General features: G+C 53.9%; 13 protein-coding genes. 9 read left to right on the top strand and 4 right to left on the bottom strand.

The annotated features are described in order from the left end of the window. Positions 1-49 precede the first annotated feature (49 nt). From deoB to yjjJ, 3 genes are all read left to right on the top strand, one after another. Positions 50-1273, top strand: a complete 1224-nt coding sequence (gene deoB / locus AC791_RS17890) for a phosphopentomutase (RefSeq protein WP_049841828.1) — start codon at positions 50-52, stop codon at positions 1271-1273. A 62-nt stretch (positions 1274-1335) separates the two neighbouring features. Beyond that, positions 1336-2055, top strand: coding sequence for a purine-nucleoside phosphorylase (deoD, locus tag AC791_RS17895; protein ID WP_049841829.1), 720 nt, complete (start codon positions 1336-1338; stop codon positions 2053-2055). Positions 2056-2198: 143 nt separating this feature from the next. Then, positions 2199-3530, top strand: coding sequence for a type II toxin-antitoxin system HipA family toxin YjjJ (gene yjjJ / locus AC791_RS17900; RefSeq protein WP_049841830.1), 1332 nt, complete (start codon positions 2199-2201; stop codon positions 3528-3530). A 2-nt stretch (positions 3531-3532) separates the two neighbouring features. On the opposite strand, the gene lplA is transcribed toward yjjJ, so the two are convergent. Beyond that, positions 3533-4549 (bottom strand): lipoate--protein ligase LplA, encoded by a 1017-nt coding sequence (gene lplA / locus AC791_RS17905; protein WP_049841831.1) that lies wholly within the window; start codon positions 4547-4549, stop codon positions 3533-3535. Between the two features lie 136 nt (positions 4550-4685). Here lplA and serB point away from each other — a divergent pair, with 136 nt between their 5' ends. From serB to nadR, 3 genes are all read left to right on the top strand, one after another. Then, complete coding sequence (serB, locus tag AC791_RS17910) at positions 4686-5654, top strand: phosphoserine phosphatase (protein WP_049841832.1); 969 nt, start codon at positions 4686-4688, stop codon at positions 5652-5654. Positions 5655-5663: 9 nt separating this feature from the next. Next, positions 5664-7046: a DNA repair protein RadA gene (gene radA / locus AC791_RS17915; protein WP_049841833.1), complete on the top strand. Its 1383-nt coding sequence runs from the start codon at positions 5664-5666 to the stop codon at positions 7044-7046. A 151-nt stretch (positions 7047-7197) separates the two neighbouring features. Further along, positions 7198-8427, top strand: coding sequence for a multifunctional transcriptional regulator/nicotinamide-nucleotide adenylyltransferase/ribosylnicotinamide kinase NadR (gene nadR / locus AC791_RS17920; RefSeq protein WP_049841834.1), 1230 nt, complete (start codon positions 7198-7200; stop codon positions 8425-8427). A 97-nt stretch (positions 8428-8524) separates the two neighbouring features. Here nadR and ettA read toward each other — a convergent pair whose 3' ends face one another. Then, positions 8525-10192, bottom strand: a complete 1668-nt coding sequence (ettA, locus tag AC791_RS17925; RefSeq protein ID WP_049841835.1) for an energy-dependent translational throttle protein EttA — start codon at positions 10190-10192, stop codon at positions 8525-8527. A 158-nt stretch (positions 10193-10350) separates the two neighbouring features. Between ettA and sltY the strand changes: the two genes are divergently transcribed. Both sltY and trpR read left to right on the top strand, forming a co-directional pair. Further along, positions 10351-12327, top strand: coding sequence for a murein transglycosylase (gene sltY, locus AC791_RS17930; protein WP_416202312.1), 1977 nt, complete (start codon positions 10351-10353; stop codon positions 12325-12327). A gap of 98 nt (positions 12328-12425) precedes the next feature. Continuing rightward, positions 12426-12755, top strand: a complete 330-nt coding sequence (trpR, locus tag AC791_RS17935) for a trp operon repressor (protein ID WP_049841836.1) — start codon at positions 12426-12428, stop codon at positions 12753-12755. 3 nt (positions 12756-12758) lie between these two features. On the opposite strand, the gene yjjX is transcribed toward trpR, so the two are convergent. Beyond that, positions 12759-13274 carry an inosine/xanthosine triphosphatase gene (gene yjjX, locus AC791_RS17940; RefSeq protein WP_049842041.1) on the bottom strand — a complete coding sequence of 172 codons (516 nt, stop codon included), beginning with the start codon at positions 13272-13274 and terminating at the stop codon, positions 12759-12761. Between the two features lie 51 nt (positions 13275-13325). Here yjjX and gpmB point away from each other — a divergent pair, with 51 nt between their 5' ends. After that, positions 13326-13973 carry a 2,3-diphosphoglycerate-dependent phosphoglycerate mutase GpmB gene (gpmB, locus tag AC791_RS17945; RefSeq protein WP_049841837.1) on the top strand — a complete coding sequence of 216 codons (648 nt, stop codon included), beginning with the start codon at positions 13326-13328 and terminating at the stop codon, positions 13971-13973. Here gpmB and robA read toward each other — a convergent pair. Further along, positions 13970-14839 (bottom strand): MDR efflux pump AcrAB transcriptional activator RobA, encoded by an 870-nt coding sequence (robA, locus tag AC791_RS17950; protein WP_049841838.1) that lies wholly within the window; start codon positions 14837-14839, stop codon positions 13970-13972. The genes gpmB and robA overlap by 4 nt on opposite strands. Positions 14840-14934: the final 95 nt, after the last annotated feature.

Here is a 14934-nt window from a genome sequence, read left to right on the forward strand (position 1 = left end):
GTATACTGATCTGATCGCTTTTTTATGAGCACTACGTACGGAGAAGACTATGAAACGTGCATTTATTATGGTGCTGGATTCATTCGGCATTGGCGCGACTGAAGATGCAGATCACTTTGGTGACGTCGGCGCTGACACCATGGGCCATATCGCAGAAGCCTGTGCCAACGGTGAAGCTGACCATGGTCGTAAAGGCCCTCTGAATTTACCCAACTTGACCCGCCTTGGGCTGGTCAAAGCACACGAAGGTTCCACCGGTAAAATTGCTGCCGGAATGGACGGTAATGCGGAAGTCATTGGCGCGTACGCATGGGCGCACGAGCTTTCTTCCGGTAAAGATACCCCGTCAGGCCACTGGGAAATCGCCGGCGTGCCGGTTCTGTTTGACTGGGGCTATTTCAGTGACCATGACAACAGCTTTCCACAAGAACTGCTGGACAAGCTGGTTGAACGCGCAGGTCTTCCGGGTTACCTGGGGAACTGCCACTCTTCCGGCACCGTGATCCTCGATAAGCTTGGCGAAGAACATATGAAAACCGGTAAGCCGATTTTCTATACCTCCGCAGATTCCGTGTTCCAGATTGCCTGTCATGAAGAAACCTACGGGCTGGATAAGCTGTATGAGCTGTGTGAAATTGCGCGCGAAGAGCTGACCGAAGGCGGGTACAACATTGGTCGTGTTATCGCCCGTCCATTTGTCGGCGACAAAGCCGGTAATTTCCAGCGTACCGGCAACCGTCACGATCTGGCGGTCGAGCCACCTGCGCCGACTGTCCTGCAAAAACTGGTCGACGAGAAAAACGGTCAGGTGGTGTCTGTCGGGAAAATTGCCGACATCTATGCCAACTGCGGGATCACGAAGAAAGTGAAAGCCACGGGTCTGGATGCGCTGTTTGACGCCACCGTCAAAGAGATGAAAGAAGCGGGCGACGAAACTATCGTTTTCACCAACTTCGTTGATTTTGACTCTTCCTGGGGCCACCGTCGCGATATCGCGGGCTATGCGGCCGGTCTGGAACTGTTCGACCGTCGTTTGCCGGAACTGATGGAGCTGGTGGGTGAAGACGATATTCTGATCCTGACCGCCGACCACGGCTGTGATCCAAGCTGGACCGGAACCGATCATACCCGTGAGCACATCCCAGTGCTGATATACGGACCGAAAGTCAAACCTGGCTCGCTGGGCCACCGTGAAACCTTCGCGGATATCGGTCAGACGCTGGCGAAATATTTCGGTACGTCTGATATGGACTACGGCAAAAGCATGCTGTGATGTAACTGCCGGATGGCGCTACGCCGCCATCCGGCACTGATAATCTCGATAAGGATAAAATAATGGCTACTCCCCACATTAATGCAGAAATGGGTGATTTCGCTGACGTCGTATTGATGCCGGGCGACCCGCTGCGCGCAAAGCATATCGCTGAAACATTCCTTGAAGACGTGCGTGAAGTTAACAACGTGCGCGGGATGTTAGGTTTCACCGGAACCTATAAAGGCCGTAAAATCTCTGTTATGGGTCATGGGATGGGTATTCCGTCCTGCTCAATCTATACCAAAGAGCTGATCACTGATTTCGGCGTCAAAAAAATCATTCGCGTAGGCTCCTGCGGTGCAGTGCGTGCTGATGTGAAACTGCGTGACGTGGTGATCGGTATGGGCGCCTGTACCGACTCTAAAGTGAACCGTCTGCGCTTTAAAGACCATGACTTCGCTGCCATTGCTGATTTCGGTATGGTACGTGATGCCGTTGACGCAGCAAAAGCGCTGGGTGTTGACGCTCGCGTAGGCAACATTTTCTCCGCCGACCTGTTTTACACTCCGGACCCGAGCATGTTCGACGTCATGGAAAAATACGGTATTCTGGGCGTAGAAATGGAAGCCGCAGGTATCTACGGCGTTGCCGCAGAATTTGGTGCCAAAGCGCTGACCATCTGCACCGTCTCTGACCATATTCGCACCCATGAGCAAACCACGGCTGCTGAACGTCAGACGACCTTTAACGATATGATCAAAATCGCGCTGGAATCTGTTCTGCTGGGCGACAAAGCGTAACGTCTTTAAAAGGGGGCCTTCATGGCCCTCTTCGTTTCAGAAATCTATTCATTTACTCATCCAGTAATTCTTCTTTTACATTGCAACTCAAGAAGATGTGATATTAAATCTATTCAAGTATCTATTCACTCATCAATTCATTTATGACGCAGATAACCGATCTTTTGCTACAGGGACCGCGTTCAGCTACTGAACTGCGTCAACACCTGTCTATAAGCCAGGCAAGCTTTTCGCGCCTTATTGTCAAAGACGAGCGGGTTATTCAATTTGGTAAGGCGCGTTCTACACGCTATGCCTTAAAGCGTCCCATCCGCGGTAGTAATAATATTCCACTGTGGCGCGTAGACGAGACAGGAAAGGCACATAAATTTGCTACGGTCTATCCCTGTTGGCCGCAGGGCAGCTGTGTGGTCATATCCTGTACGGGTGAGAGCCAATGGTTTGACGGTCTGCCCTGGTTTCTGACCGATCTTCGTCCACAAGGATTTTTGGGGCGCGCCTGGGGACGTAAACTCGCGGCATGTCTCGGCCTGCCGGAAGATATCCGTCTGTGGCAGGAGGATGAAATCCTGTATGCGCTAACGGTTTTCGATGGGGACTACACGGGCGGTTGGTTAGTTGGAGAGAATAACTACCGTCGATGGATTGAGGAAAAGACACCTCAGGCTATTGGTGAAAGCGAGAAAATAGCGCGTTATGTTCAGCTAAGTCATCAGGCGCTGGCAGGAGAAATTGTCGGCTCCTCCGCTGGAGGGGAACAGCCAAAATTTACCTGCTATGCGCAGACACAGCAGGGCGATGCACATGTTATCGTCAAATTCACCGTCCTGCCGCAGACAATAATGACCCGTCGCTGGAGCGATTTACTGGTCGCCGAATCTGTAGCCTTATCATTACTGCGTGAAGCGGGGATTGCTGCCAGCGAATCAAGGGCCTTTTTTTCTCCTGACGGGCAGACTTACCTTGAAGCCATACGTTTTGACTGCACAGGTGCTAACGGACGAAAATCTATTGTTTCACTTGAGGCTTTGCAAAGCGAGTATTTATCTTCGCCAGGGGCGTGGCCGGACGTAATGCGTCGCTTGCTAAAGGAGGGACTTGTCACGCATGAGACCCTCATCGAGTGTGAAAAAATTTGGGCGTTTGGCCGGTTAATTGCCAACAGTGATATGCATGCCGGGAATTTATCTTTTTATCTTTCAAAGTCACCGTTTGTAATGAGCCCGGTTTACGATATGCTGCCAATGGCATTTGCCCCTAACAGCGCCGGCATTATGCGTGATGAGGCGTTTGAACCAAAATTTGACATCTACGTCAGTAAAAACGCCTGGCTATTTGCGCTTCCGCTTGCGCTAACGTTTTGGAAAATGCTCGTCGCTGACAAACGGATCAGCGCAAATTTTCGTACTATTGCATCAGACATGTGCGGCAAGATTAAATTATTCAGCGATAAGGTTACGCGGGCAGGAGCATAACGTCACTTTATCGCCTGCACCAGCCACGCTGAAAGCTGCTGTAGTTCCTTCTCCTGATCCGGAAAGTCGTCGCGCAGCGCAGCGCATTCCTGCTCAATCCTGTCGGCGCGGTACTGGCAATTTTGCAGGCGAGTCGCCAGCGCTTCCAGCGGTGCCGGATTCAGGCTGTCGGTATACACCTGTGCACGGGTGATATGCCCTTTTTCGACATCAAAATGCAGCTCCACGCCGCCCCAGCTAAAGCGCTCGTCGAGCAGGTGCGAGAATGCCGGCGCCTGACCAAAGTTCCATTCCCAGCTGCTCTGCCGGGCGAAAGTTTCGGCAAAATTTGGCAGATCCGGCATGTTTTCCGGCGAAATAATTTCAGCGTTAACACGCTCGCCATAGTAGGTAAAAAAGGCGTCAGTGACGGCATCGCAGACCTGTTGATGCGTGATCCCGGCCAGCAGCTCTGTCAGATTCGCAACGCGGCCGCGCACCGAGGTAATGCCTTTCGCCGCCAGCTTCTTCTTATCCGGATTCAGATAATTAGCCAGTCGACTGAGGTCGGCATTCAGCAGCAGCGTACCGTGATGAAAACCGCGATCGTTGGTTTCACGATAGGCTGAGCCTGAAACTTTACGATCGCCATCGGGGGTTTTGACCACCAGATCGTTACGCCCGGATGCCTCTGCCGAAACGCCAAGCGCGTTTAACGCATTAAGCACAATCGAGGTAGACACCGTTTTATCATATTCCGGTTTACCAGCCATAAATGTAAAACAGGTATTGCCGAGGTCGTGGAAGACCGCGCCGCCACCGCTGCTGCGCCGGGCCAGACGCACGTTGTCTTCCTCCATCCGGCGAGTGTTACACTCTTTCCACGGATTTTGCGCCCGTCCAATAACTACCGTATCGGCATTTCGCCACAAAAACAGCACCCGCTGCGTGGCAGGCATCTGGCGGAAAATCGTTTCTTCAACCGCCAGGTTAAACCAGGGATCGTATGAGTCAGAAATAAGCAGGCGTAATGTCGGCATCAAAAGATCCTTTTCTCTGTCGCATTGCGGCAAATAAGCACCGGATTGCGGAAAAATTGTCTTTTCTATATTGCCAGAAGCGCTATTGTCAGGGTAGCCTCATGCGTCGTTTTAGCCCGGATATACAGGAGTTGTAATGCCAAACATTACCTGGTGCGATCTGCCCGAGGATGTGTCTTTATGGCCTGGTTTGCCTCTCTCACTGAGTGGCGATGAGGTGATGCCGCTGGATTACCACGCAGGCCGTAGCGGCTGGCTGCTGTATGGCCGTAATCTTGATAAACAGCGCTTAACGCAGTATCAGCGTAAACTGGGTGCCGCCATGGTCATCGTCACGGCGTGGTGTGTGGAAGAGTATCAGGTCATTCGCCTGGCCGGTTCGCTGACGACCCGTGCGACGCGCCTGGCGCATGACGCCGGTCTGGATGTCGCTCCGCTGGGTAAAATCCCTCACCTGCGCACGCCGGGCCTGCTGGTCATGGATATGGACTCCACGGCGATCCAAATCGAGTGCATTGATGAGATAGCCAAACTGGCAGGTACCGGCGAAATGGTCGCCGAAGTGACCGAGCGGGCGATGCGTGGCGAGCTGGATTTTACCGCCAGCCTGCGCAGCCGCGTAGCCACGCTAAAAGGAGCCGATGCCAATATTCTGCATCAGGTTCGCGACGGTTTACCCCTGATGCCAGGATTAACCCAGCTGGTCCTGAAACTTGAATCGCTGGGCTGGAAAGTGGCTATCGCGTCAGGCGGTTTCACATTTTTTGCAGAATACCTGCGTGATAAGCTGCGTCTGTCGGCAGTGGTTGCCAACGAACTGGAAATGATGGACGGCAAGTTCACCGGTAACGTGGTGGGCGACATCGTGGATGCGCAATATAAAGCTAAAACGCTGGTGCGCCTGGCTGAAGAGTACGGCATTCCGTCTGCGCAAACCGTGGCAATCGGTGATGGCGCAAATGATTTACCGATGATCAAAACCGCCGGATTAGGCATTGCCTATCATGCGAAACCGAAAGTTAATGAGAAGACGGAAGTTACTATCCGTCATGCTGATCTGATGGGTGTATTTTGCATCCTGTCCGGCAGCCTCAATCAAAAGTAAGAGGTCAACGTGGCGAAAGCTCCAAAACGCGCATTTGTCTGTAATGAATGTGGTGCGGATTACCCGCGCTGGCAGGGGCAGTGCAGCGCCTGTCATGCCTGGAATACCATTACCGAAGTGCGTATTGCGGCATCGCCCACCGTTGCGCGAAATGAAAAACTCAGTGGTTATGCGGGAAGTGCGGGCGTCTCGAGAATTCAAAAGCTGTCTGATATCAGCCTTGAGGCGCTGCCGCGCTTTTCCACCGGTTTTAAAGAATTTGATCGGGTGCTCGGCGGCGGCGTGGTGCCGGGCAGTGCGATCCTGATTGGTGGGAACCCGGGTGCCGGTAAGTCCACTCTGCTGTTACAAACGCTGTGCCGTCTGGCAGAGCAGATGAAAACGCTGTACGTTACCGGCGAGGAGTCGCTCCAGCAGGTGGCGATGCGTGCGCATCGCCTGGGGCTACCGACCGCGGGCCTTAATATGTTATCGGAAACCAGTATTGAGCAGATCTGTACTATTGCCGATGAAGAGCAGCCGAAGCTGATGGTCATCGACTCCATTCAGGTGATGCACATGGCCGATATTCAGTCATCGCCCGGCAGCGTGGCGCAGGTACGTGAAACCGCCGCCTATTTAACCCGCTTCGCGAAAACGCGCGGCGTGGCCATTGTCATGGTAGGCCATGTGACCAAAGATGGCTCGCTGGCCGGGCCTAAAGTGCTGGAGCACTGTATCGACTGTTCAGTGCTGCTTGATGGCGATGCCGATTCTCGTTTCCGTACGCTGCGCAGTCATAAAAACCGCTTTGGCGCGGTTAATGAGCTGGGTGTGTTTGCCATGACCGAGCAGGGGCTGCGTGAAGTCAGCAATCCGTCCGCCATCTTCCTGAGCCGTGGCGATGAAGTGACGTCCGGCAGTTCAGTAATGGTGGTCTGGGAAGGCACGCGCCCGCTGCTGGTTGAAATTCAGGCGCTGGTCGATCACTCGATGATGGGGAATCCACGGCGCGTCGCGGTAGGGCTGGAGCAAAACCGTCTGGCGATCCTGCTGGCGGTGTTGCATCGTCACGGCGGATTACAAATGTCCGATCAGGACGTTTTTGTGAACGTCGTCGGCGGAGTCAAAGTGACGGAAACCAGTGCCGATCTGGCGCTGTTGCTGGCGATGGTTTCCAGCCTGCGCGACCGGCCGCTGCCGCACGATCTGGTGGTTTTCGGCGAAGTCGGTCTGGCAGGCGAGATCCGCCCGGTACCGAGCGGACAAGAACGTATCTCCGAGGCGGCGAAGCACGGTTTCCGTCGGGCGATTGTTCCGGCGGCCAACGTGCCTAAAAAACCGCCAGAAGGGATGCAGGTTTTTGGCGTTAAAAAACTTTCTGACGCGCTTAGCGTATTTGACGACTTATAATACATATTATCGTCTTTCCGGCGGCTGTCTCATCAGCCTGATACGCGAAGCGCCGTCAGGCTGCGGGTGATAATAGCGCCGGAAGGTATTCACTCCAGGCGCATTTTTACTCTCGCAGGATGCCATTACCCGAATTTAGCAGGAGGCTGTTGTGTCATTTGATTACCTGAAAACTGCGATTAAACAAAAAGGCTGTACCCTCCAGCAGGTGGCCGATGCCAGCGGCATGACCAAAGGCTATTTGAGCCAGCTTCTGAATGCCAAGATTAAAAGCCCCAGCGCCAGAAAGCTGGAAGCATTACATCGCTTTCTGGGACTTGAGTTTCCGCGTAAGCGAAAAAGCGTTGGCGTGGTGTTCGGTAAATTTTACCCGCTGCATACCGGGCATATTTATCTGATCCAGCGCGCCTGTAGTCAGGTCGACGAACTGCATATCATCATGGGTTATGATGAAACGCGCGACCGTCAGCTGTTTGAGGCCAGCGCGATGTCGCAGCAGCCTACCGTTCCGGATCGCCTGCGCTGGCTGCTGCAGACCTTTAAATATCAAAAAAACATTCGCATTCATGCTTTCAACGAAGAAGGCATGGAGCCATATCCGCACGGCTGGGACGTCTGGAGTCACGGCATCAGCGCATTTATGGAAGAGAAGGGCATTCAGCCCAACTGGATTTATACCTCTGAGGAGGCCGATGCCGCGCAGTATCCGCAGCATCTTGGCATTGAGGCGGTACTTATCGATCCTCAACGTACCTTTATGAATATTAGCGGCGGACAGATCCGCGCGAATCCCTTCCGCTACTGGGAATATATCCCGACAGAAGTGAAACCGTTCTTCGTGCGCACCATTGCAGTACTGGGTGGTGAATCCAGCGGCAAATCGACGCTGGTGAATAAGCTGGCGAATATTTTTAATACCACCAGCGCCTGGGAGTATGGGCGGGACTACGTTTTTTCTCACCTCGGTGGGGATGAGATGGCGCTCCAGTACTCTGATTATGACAAAATCGCGCTTGGTCAGGCACAGTATATTGATTTCGCAGTAAAATATGCCAACAAAGTTGCGTTTGTTGATACCGATTTTGTGACCACTCAGGCGTTCTGTAAAAAGTATGAAGGGCGTGAACATCCGTTTGTTCAGGCGCTTATCGATGAGTATCGCTTTGACCTGGTGATCCTGCTGGAAAATAACACGCCGTGGGTGGCCGATGGGTTGCGCAGCCTGGGCAGTTCGGTGGATCGTAAAGAGTTTCAGCATTTGCTGGTAGAGATGCTGGAAGCCAACAATATTGATTTTGTCCACGTGGAAGAGTCAGACTACGACTCGCGTTTTTTACGCTGCGTGGAGCTGGTCAAAGAGTTGATGGGCGAGCAGAAGTAGAACGTATTCACCGGCCGGCGCTTTATCTGTTCCGGCCAGTGAATACCTGCGTCCCTCTGTAAGCCCGGTAAGCGTTATACCTCCGGGCCTGTACAGATTACTTAGCAATACGCTTGTACTTGATACGCTTCGGCTCCAGCGCGTCTGCGCCCAGCGTGCGTTTCTTATACTCTTCGTATTCGGTAAAGTTACCTTCGAAGAATTCCACTTTACCTTCATCCTGATAATCCAGAATGTGGGTGGCGATACGGTCGAGGAACCAGCGGTCGTGCGAGATAACCATTGCACAGCCCGGGAACTCCAGCAGGGCGTTTTCCAGCGCACGCAGGGTTTCGATATCCAGGTCGTTAGTCGGTTCGTCAAGCAGCAGCATATTGCCGCCAACCTGGAGCAGTTTCGCCAGGTGCAGACGGCCACGTTCACCGCCGGACAGCTCGCCCACGCGTTTGCCCTGATCGACACCTTTAAAGTTAAAGCGGCCCACGTAGGCGCGGCTTGGCATTTCAGTGTTGCCGATTTTCATGATATCCAGCCCGCCGGACACTTCTTCCCACACGGTTTTGCTGTTATCCATCGCGTCGCGGAACTGATCTACCGACGCCAGCTTCACGGTTTCACCGAGCACGATCTCGCCGCTGTCAGGCTGTTCCTGACCGGACATCATGCGGAACAGGGTCGATTTACCCGCGCCGTTCGGTCCGATAATCCCGACAATCGCACCTTTCGGTACTGAGAAGCTTAAATCGTCAATCAGCAGGCGATCGCCGTAGGATTTACGCAGGTTGCTGACCTCAACGACTTTATCGCCCAGACGTGGTCCCGGTGGGATAAACAGTTCGTTGGTTTCGTTACGTTTCTGATAATCGGTATTATTCAGTTCCTCAAAGCGTGCCAGACGGGCTTTACCCTTCGACTGACGGCCCTTCGCGCCCTGACGTACCCACTCCAGCTCTTTCTCAATCGATTTACGGCGAGCCGCTTCCTGAGAAGCTTCCTGCGCCAGACGCTGATCTTTCTGCTCCAGCCACGAGGAGTAGTTACCTTCCCACGGAATACCTTCACCGCGGTCCAGCTCCAGGATCCAGCCGGCAACGTTATCCAGGAAGTAACGGTCGTGGGTAATGGCCACTACCGTTCCCTCGAAGTCGTGCAGGAAGCGTTCCAGCCACGCAACGGATTCGGCATCCAGGTGGTTAGTCGGCTCATCAAGCAGCAGCATGTCTGGTTTTTCGAGCAGCAGGCGGCACAGCGCGACGCGGCGGCGTTCACCACCGGACAGCTTCTCGACTTTTGCATCCCAGTCTGGCAGACGCAGGGCATCAGCCGCGCGCTCCAGCTGCACATTCAGATTATGGCCGTCATGCGCCTGAATAATCTCTTCAAACTTGCCCTGCTGCGCGGCGAGTTTATCGAAGTCAGCATCGGGTTCAGCATACTTTGCGTACACTTCATCCAGGCCTTTCAGGGCGTTAACCACCTCGGCGACCGCTTCTTCAATCGATTCGCGAACCGTGTGTTCCGGGTTTAGCTTCGGCTCCTGCGGCAGATAGCCAATTTTCAGGCCAGGCTGCGGGCGGGCTTCACCTTCAATGTCGGTATCAATACCCGCCATGATGCGCAGCAGCGTCGATTTACCGGCGCCGTTCAGGCCCAGTACACCAATTTTTGCGCCAGGGAAGAAACTCAGAGAGATGTTTTTCAAAATATGACGTTTCGGCGGAACCACTTTGCCGACACGATGCATGGTATAAACGAATTGAGCCACGTTGGACTTCGCCTCTTTTATGATAATGAGTTCAGAGGCGAAGTGTAGCCGTTTTCCCGACCGAATCCCAGCGGACCGGACAGCGCGACGAAAGTAAAAATATGTCCGGAACGTGGCGCGATGCGCAATGTCTGATTAGCATAACTGTACGCGGCACGATGCTGCCTGAATCATTTATTAAAAAAGAGGAAGAGCTTGTGAAGAAAGCTAACTATGCGGCGTGGCGTCTTCTGGCGGTCAGCGCCTGCCTGATGAGCGTTAGCTATCATGCCTGTGCTGACTCTCTGGAAGAGCAGCGTAACCGTTATGCGCAGGTGAAACAGGCGTGGGATAATCATCAGATGGAGATGGTTGATCAGCTGATGCCCACATTGCAGAGCTATCCGCTTTATCCTTACCTTGAGTACCGTCAAATCACTGACGATCTGCAAAATCAGACGGCCATCGCCGTCAGCAATTTCGTCCAGGCTAACCCAACCCTCCCGCCTGCCCGCGCGCTAAAATCGCGTTTCGTCAATGAACTGGCACGCCGTGAAGACTGGCGCGGGCTGCTGGCGTTTAGCCCGGACAAACCCGGCATCACCGAAGCACAATGTAACTACTACTTCGCAAAGTGGAATACTGGGCAGGCGCAAGAAGCGTGGAACGGGGCAAAGGACCTGTGGTTAACCGGGAAAAGTCAGCCGAACGCCTGTGATAAGCTGTTCGGCGCCTGGCGAGCCTCGGGAACTCAGGATCCACTGGCGTACCTGGAGCGTATCCGTCTGGCAATGAAAGCCGGAAATACCGGGCTGGTGAACGTACTGGCAGGGCAAATGCCACCGGATTATCAGACCATTTCTACCGCTATTATATCTCTGTCGAATGCACCGGATAGCGTCCTGACCTTCGCCCGGATGACCGGTGCAACCGATTTCACGCGCCAGATGGCGGCGATAGCCTTTGCCAGCGTCGCGCGCCAGGATGCCGAAAATGCCCGCCTGATGATCCCCTCGCTGGTCCAGGCACAGGATCTGAATGAAGATCAAACCCAGGAGCTGCGCGACATTGTTGCCTGGCGGCTGATGGGCAATGATATTACCGAAGAGCAGGCGCGCTGGCGCGATGATGCCATTATGCGTTCGCAGTCCGTTTCTCTGCTGGAACGCCGGGTGCGAATGGCGCTTGGAAGTGGCGATCGTAAAGGCCTTAATACCTGGCTTGCCCGCTTGCCAATGGACGCAAAAGAGAAAGATGAATGGCGTTACTGGCAGGCCGACCTGCTGCTGGAGCGTGGACGTGATGGGGAAGCCAACGAGATCCTGCACGCGCTGATGAAAGAACGCGGTTTTTATCCGATGGTGGCCGCTCGCCGCCTGGGTGAAGAATATCAGCTTAAAATCGATAAAGCGCCGGGCAATGCCGATCCTGTTCTGGTTCAGGGCGCGGAAATGGCCAGGGTCCGTGAGTTGATGTACTGGGGGCTTGATAATACCGCGCGCAGCGAGTGGGCGAATCTGATCAGCAGCCGGACGAAAACGGAGCAGGCGCAGCTGGCACGCTATGCCTTCGACAGACAGTGGTGGGATCTCAGCGTACAGGCGACCATTGCCGGAAAAATGTGGGATCAACTGGAGGAACGCTTCCCGCTGGCGTGGAATGATGTTTTCGCCCGTAACATTCGCGACAAGGACATCCCGCAAAGCTATGCCATGGCAATCGCCCGTCAGGAAAGCGCCTGGAACCCGAAAGTACGCTCACCGGTGGGAGCTTCCGGCCTGATGCAAATTATGCCGGCAACGGCAACGCATACGGTGAAGATGTTCTCTATCCCAGGCTATACCAGCCAGGGGCAACTGCTGGATCCTGAAACCAATATTATGATTGGTACTTATTATCTTCAGTATGTTTATCAGCAGTTTGATAACAACCGTATCCTGGCTTCGGCAGCCTACAACGCCGGACCGGGACGCGCGCGTACCTGGCTTAGAAACAGTGCCGGGCGTATCGATCCCATCGCGTTTGTCGAAAGCATTCCTTTTTCTGAAACGCGCGGCTACGTGAAGAACGTTCTCGCCTATGATGCCTACTACCGCTACTTTATGGGGCAGAAGCCTGTCATCCTGAGTGATGCCGAGTGGGAACGGCGTTACTGATTGCGAGGAGTTATGATATGCTTGTACTCGTGTAAGAGTACACCAGACAGCGGATACCTGCGTTCAGCGTATCCGCTGCCCTAAAAAGGCGGCGCATTATGACTCAGCAATCACCTTATTCTTCGGCCCTGGCCGAGCAGCGCAATCAGGAGTGGCTTCGTTTTGTCGCGTTGCTTCAGCAGGCCTGCGCAGAAGATTTGCACATTCCACTTTTGCAATTAATGCTTACGCCCGACGAGCGGGAAGCGCTGGGGACCCGCGTACGCATTATTGAAGAGCTGTTGCGCGGCGAAATGAGTCAGCGCGAGCTAAAAAATGAACTGGGCGCGGGGATCGCCACGATCACGCGCGGGTCAAACAGCCTTAAATCTGCGCCGGTGGAATTACGCCAGTGGCTGGAGACGGTGCTGCTTAAAAGTGCCAAATAACCGTTATTGGTATACAGAATTGTGGAACGGGCTTAATGCCAGGATCACCGCCTGATGATACACGCTGCTGCGGGTTAGTTTTCCGGCGGTAAAAATCCCAATCGCTCCTGCTTTGCGCCCAATGTCGTCGATGCCGGTAAACTGTGACATGACCGGTCCTAACGCCTCACCCGCTCTGACCCTTTCCAGTATTGCCGCAGGCAGTGGCAGAGTAGCGGAACGCGCCTCACCGCGCCGATCGGGGCTTTCGATAACCACCCAGCTAAAGGTACTGTCTTCGTCGATCCCGGCTTCAATCGCGACCCAGAAATCGGCGGTAGGGTGTAATTGTCGGGCATGAGCGACGCGGTTTCGTGCCCCGCTGCGGGTTTCGTCGCTTCCAACCGGTTGCTCCGGGACGCCGCTGTCAACGGCCCTCGACGTAAGCTGACAGGTATTTTCACCGAAGATCTCGTTAAATGCCTGGAGAATCGCCTGAATTTTGGCTGGATTAGTGGTAGCAACGACAACATTGTGCATAATCATCTTTAACTCTTAACAAATTTCATCGCAGTATAACGGATAAATAATATGTTACAGGTATACCTTGTTCGCCACGGTGAGACGCAGTGGAACGCCGAGCGACGTATTCAGGGCCAGTCTGACAGTCCGCTTACCGAAAAAGGCGAGCAGCAGGCATGGCAGGTCGGGGAACGCGCGAAAGCGCTGGGGATCACCCATATTATTGCCAGCGATCTGGGCCGCACGCGTCAGACCGCAGGCATCATCGCTGAAGCCTGTGGGTGTGATGTTATGCTGGACTCCCGGTTGCGCGAGCTGGATATGGGCGTACTGGAAGAGCGGCATATTGATTCTCTGACCGGCGATGAAGAAGCGTGGCGTCGCCAGCTGGTTAACGGAACGTCAGACGGTCGTATTCCAGAGGGAGAATCCATGCAGGAACTCAGTGATCGTATGCACGCGGCACTGACAGAGTGTCTGGCGTTGCCGCAGGGAAGTCGCCCGCTGCTGGTCAGTCACGGCATGGCGCTCGGCTGCCTGGTCAGCACCATTCTTGGCCTGCCCGCCTGGGCGGAACGTCGCCTGCGCCTGCGTAACTGTTCGATCTCGCGGATTGATTATCAGCAAAGTCCGTGGCTGGCGTCGGGCTGGGTCGTTGAGACGGCAGGGGATGTTTCTCATCTTGATGCCCCTGCGCTGGACGAATTGCAGCGTTAACGGCGGATTGGGATCAGGTATTCGCAGCGAAGCTGAATAGGCGGAGCCTGGTTCCGGGCTTCATCCTGCGGGAAGAAGCGTTCAATATCCTGGCCTTTACGGCGCGTCAGGCCCAGCATAGGCATACAGGTGCCATAGAGGGTCAGGATAAATTCCTGCAGGCCAGTACCCGGTCCTGCATAGGTAAACTGAACGTATTCTCCGCCTTCCAGTTTTACTGCCTGGGTATTGTGCATATGACCATTGATCATGTCAGGGGTTAATGCGGTGGTGTAGAACACTTCCTGCTCATCTTCTTTTTCAGAACTCGGGCACGGCTCGTGTAAACCGTACAGTACGGGCGGCAGAGACGGCGAATTGCCGAGGAAATCCCGCCAGAACTGAATCCGCATTTGGTTGCGGAAATCAGAAATTTCTTCCAGTTTACACGTGTAACTCTGGGTAACACCGACCATCTCTGTCGGCTGCAGCGTCACAAATTCATAATGAGGCATACTGAACTCAGACAGGCGCAGCGGTGGGCGCATACCGTAAGAGCTCCAGTCCGGCGAGCGGCGATAAAGCGCGGGCGTCAGCGTAAATTGTTTTTTAAACGCGCGGGTAAACGTCTGCTGTGAATCAAACCGGTACTGAAGGGCAATATCAAGAATAGGACGCGCGGTCAGACGCAAAGCAACGGCTGATTTTGACAAGCGACGCGCACGGATATAAGCACCAATGGCATGACCGGTGACATCTTTAAACATCCTCTGTAGATGCCACTTGGAATAGCCAGCTTTTGCCGCCACATTATCAAGTGACAGGGGCTGGTCAAGATGACCTTCCAGCCAGGTAAGTAGATCGCGAATGATCCCAGCCTGATCCATACAATGTCCTCATCCATAAATGCATGTGCCTGATACTCAGTAGCGGATAATAGCATTTTTTGGTGTTTTAGCATTCAGTGTTTTTTTTGCGATTA

This window comes from Klebsiella sp. RIT-PI-d, from assembly GCF_001187865.1.
Classification (GTDB): Bacteria; Pseudomonadota; Gammaproteobacteria; order Enterobacterales; family Enterobacteriaceae; genus Superficieibacter.

What these genes read in the sequence shown, in the direction of transcription:
- gpmB (WP_049841837.1), top strand. Translation starts at nt 13,326, where the DNA reads ATGTTACAGGTATACCTTGTTCGCCACGGTGAGACGCAGTGGAACGCC.
- trpR (WP_049841836.1), top strand. Translation starts at nt 12,426, where the DNA reads ATGACTCAGCAATCACCTTATTCTTCGGCCCTGGCCGAGCAGCGCAAT.
- serB (WP_049841832.1), top strand. Translation starts at nt 4,686, where the DNA reads ATGCCAAACATTACCTGGTGCGATCTGCCCGAGGATGTGTCTTTATGG.
- robA (WP_049841838.1), bottom strand. Translation starts at nt 14,839, where the DNA reads ATGGATCAGGCTGGGATCATTCGCGATCTACTTACCTGGCTGGAAGGT.
- deoD (WP_049841829.1), top strand. Translation starts at nt 1,336, where the DNA reads ATGGCTACTCCCCACATTAATGCAGAAATGGGTGATTTCGCTGACGTC.
- deoB (WP_049841828.1), top strand. Translation starts at nt 50, where the DNA reads ATGAAACGTGCATTTATTATGGTGCTGGATTCATTCGGCATTGGCGCG.
- sltY (WP_416202312.1), top strand. Translation starts at nt 10,351, where the DNA reads ATGCTGCCTGAATCATTTATTAAAAAAGAGGAAGAGCTTGTGAAGAAA.
- yjjJ (WP_049841830.1), top strand. Translation starts at nt 2,199, where the DNA reads ATGACGCAGATAACCGATCTTTTGCTACAGGGACCGCGTTCAGCTACT.
- yjjX (WP_049842041.1), bottom strand. Translation starts at nt 13,274, where the DNA reads ATGCACAATGTTGTCGTTGCTACCACTAATCCAGCCAAAATTCAGGCG.
- lplA (WP_049841831.1), bottom strand. Translation starts at nt 4,549, where the DNA reads ATGCCGACATTACGCCTGCTTATTTCTGACTCATACGATCCCTGGTTT.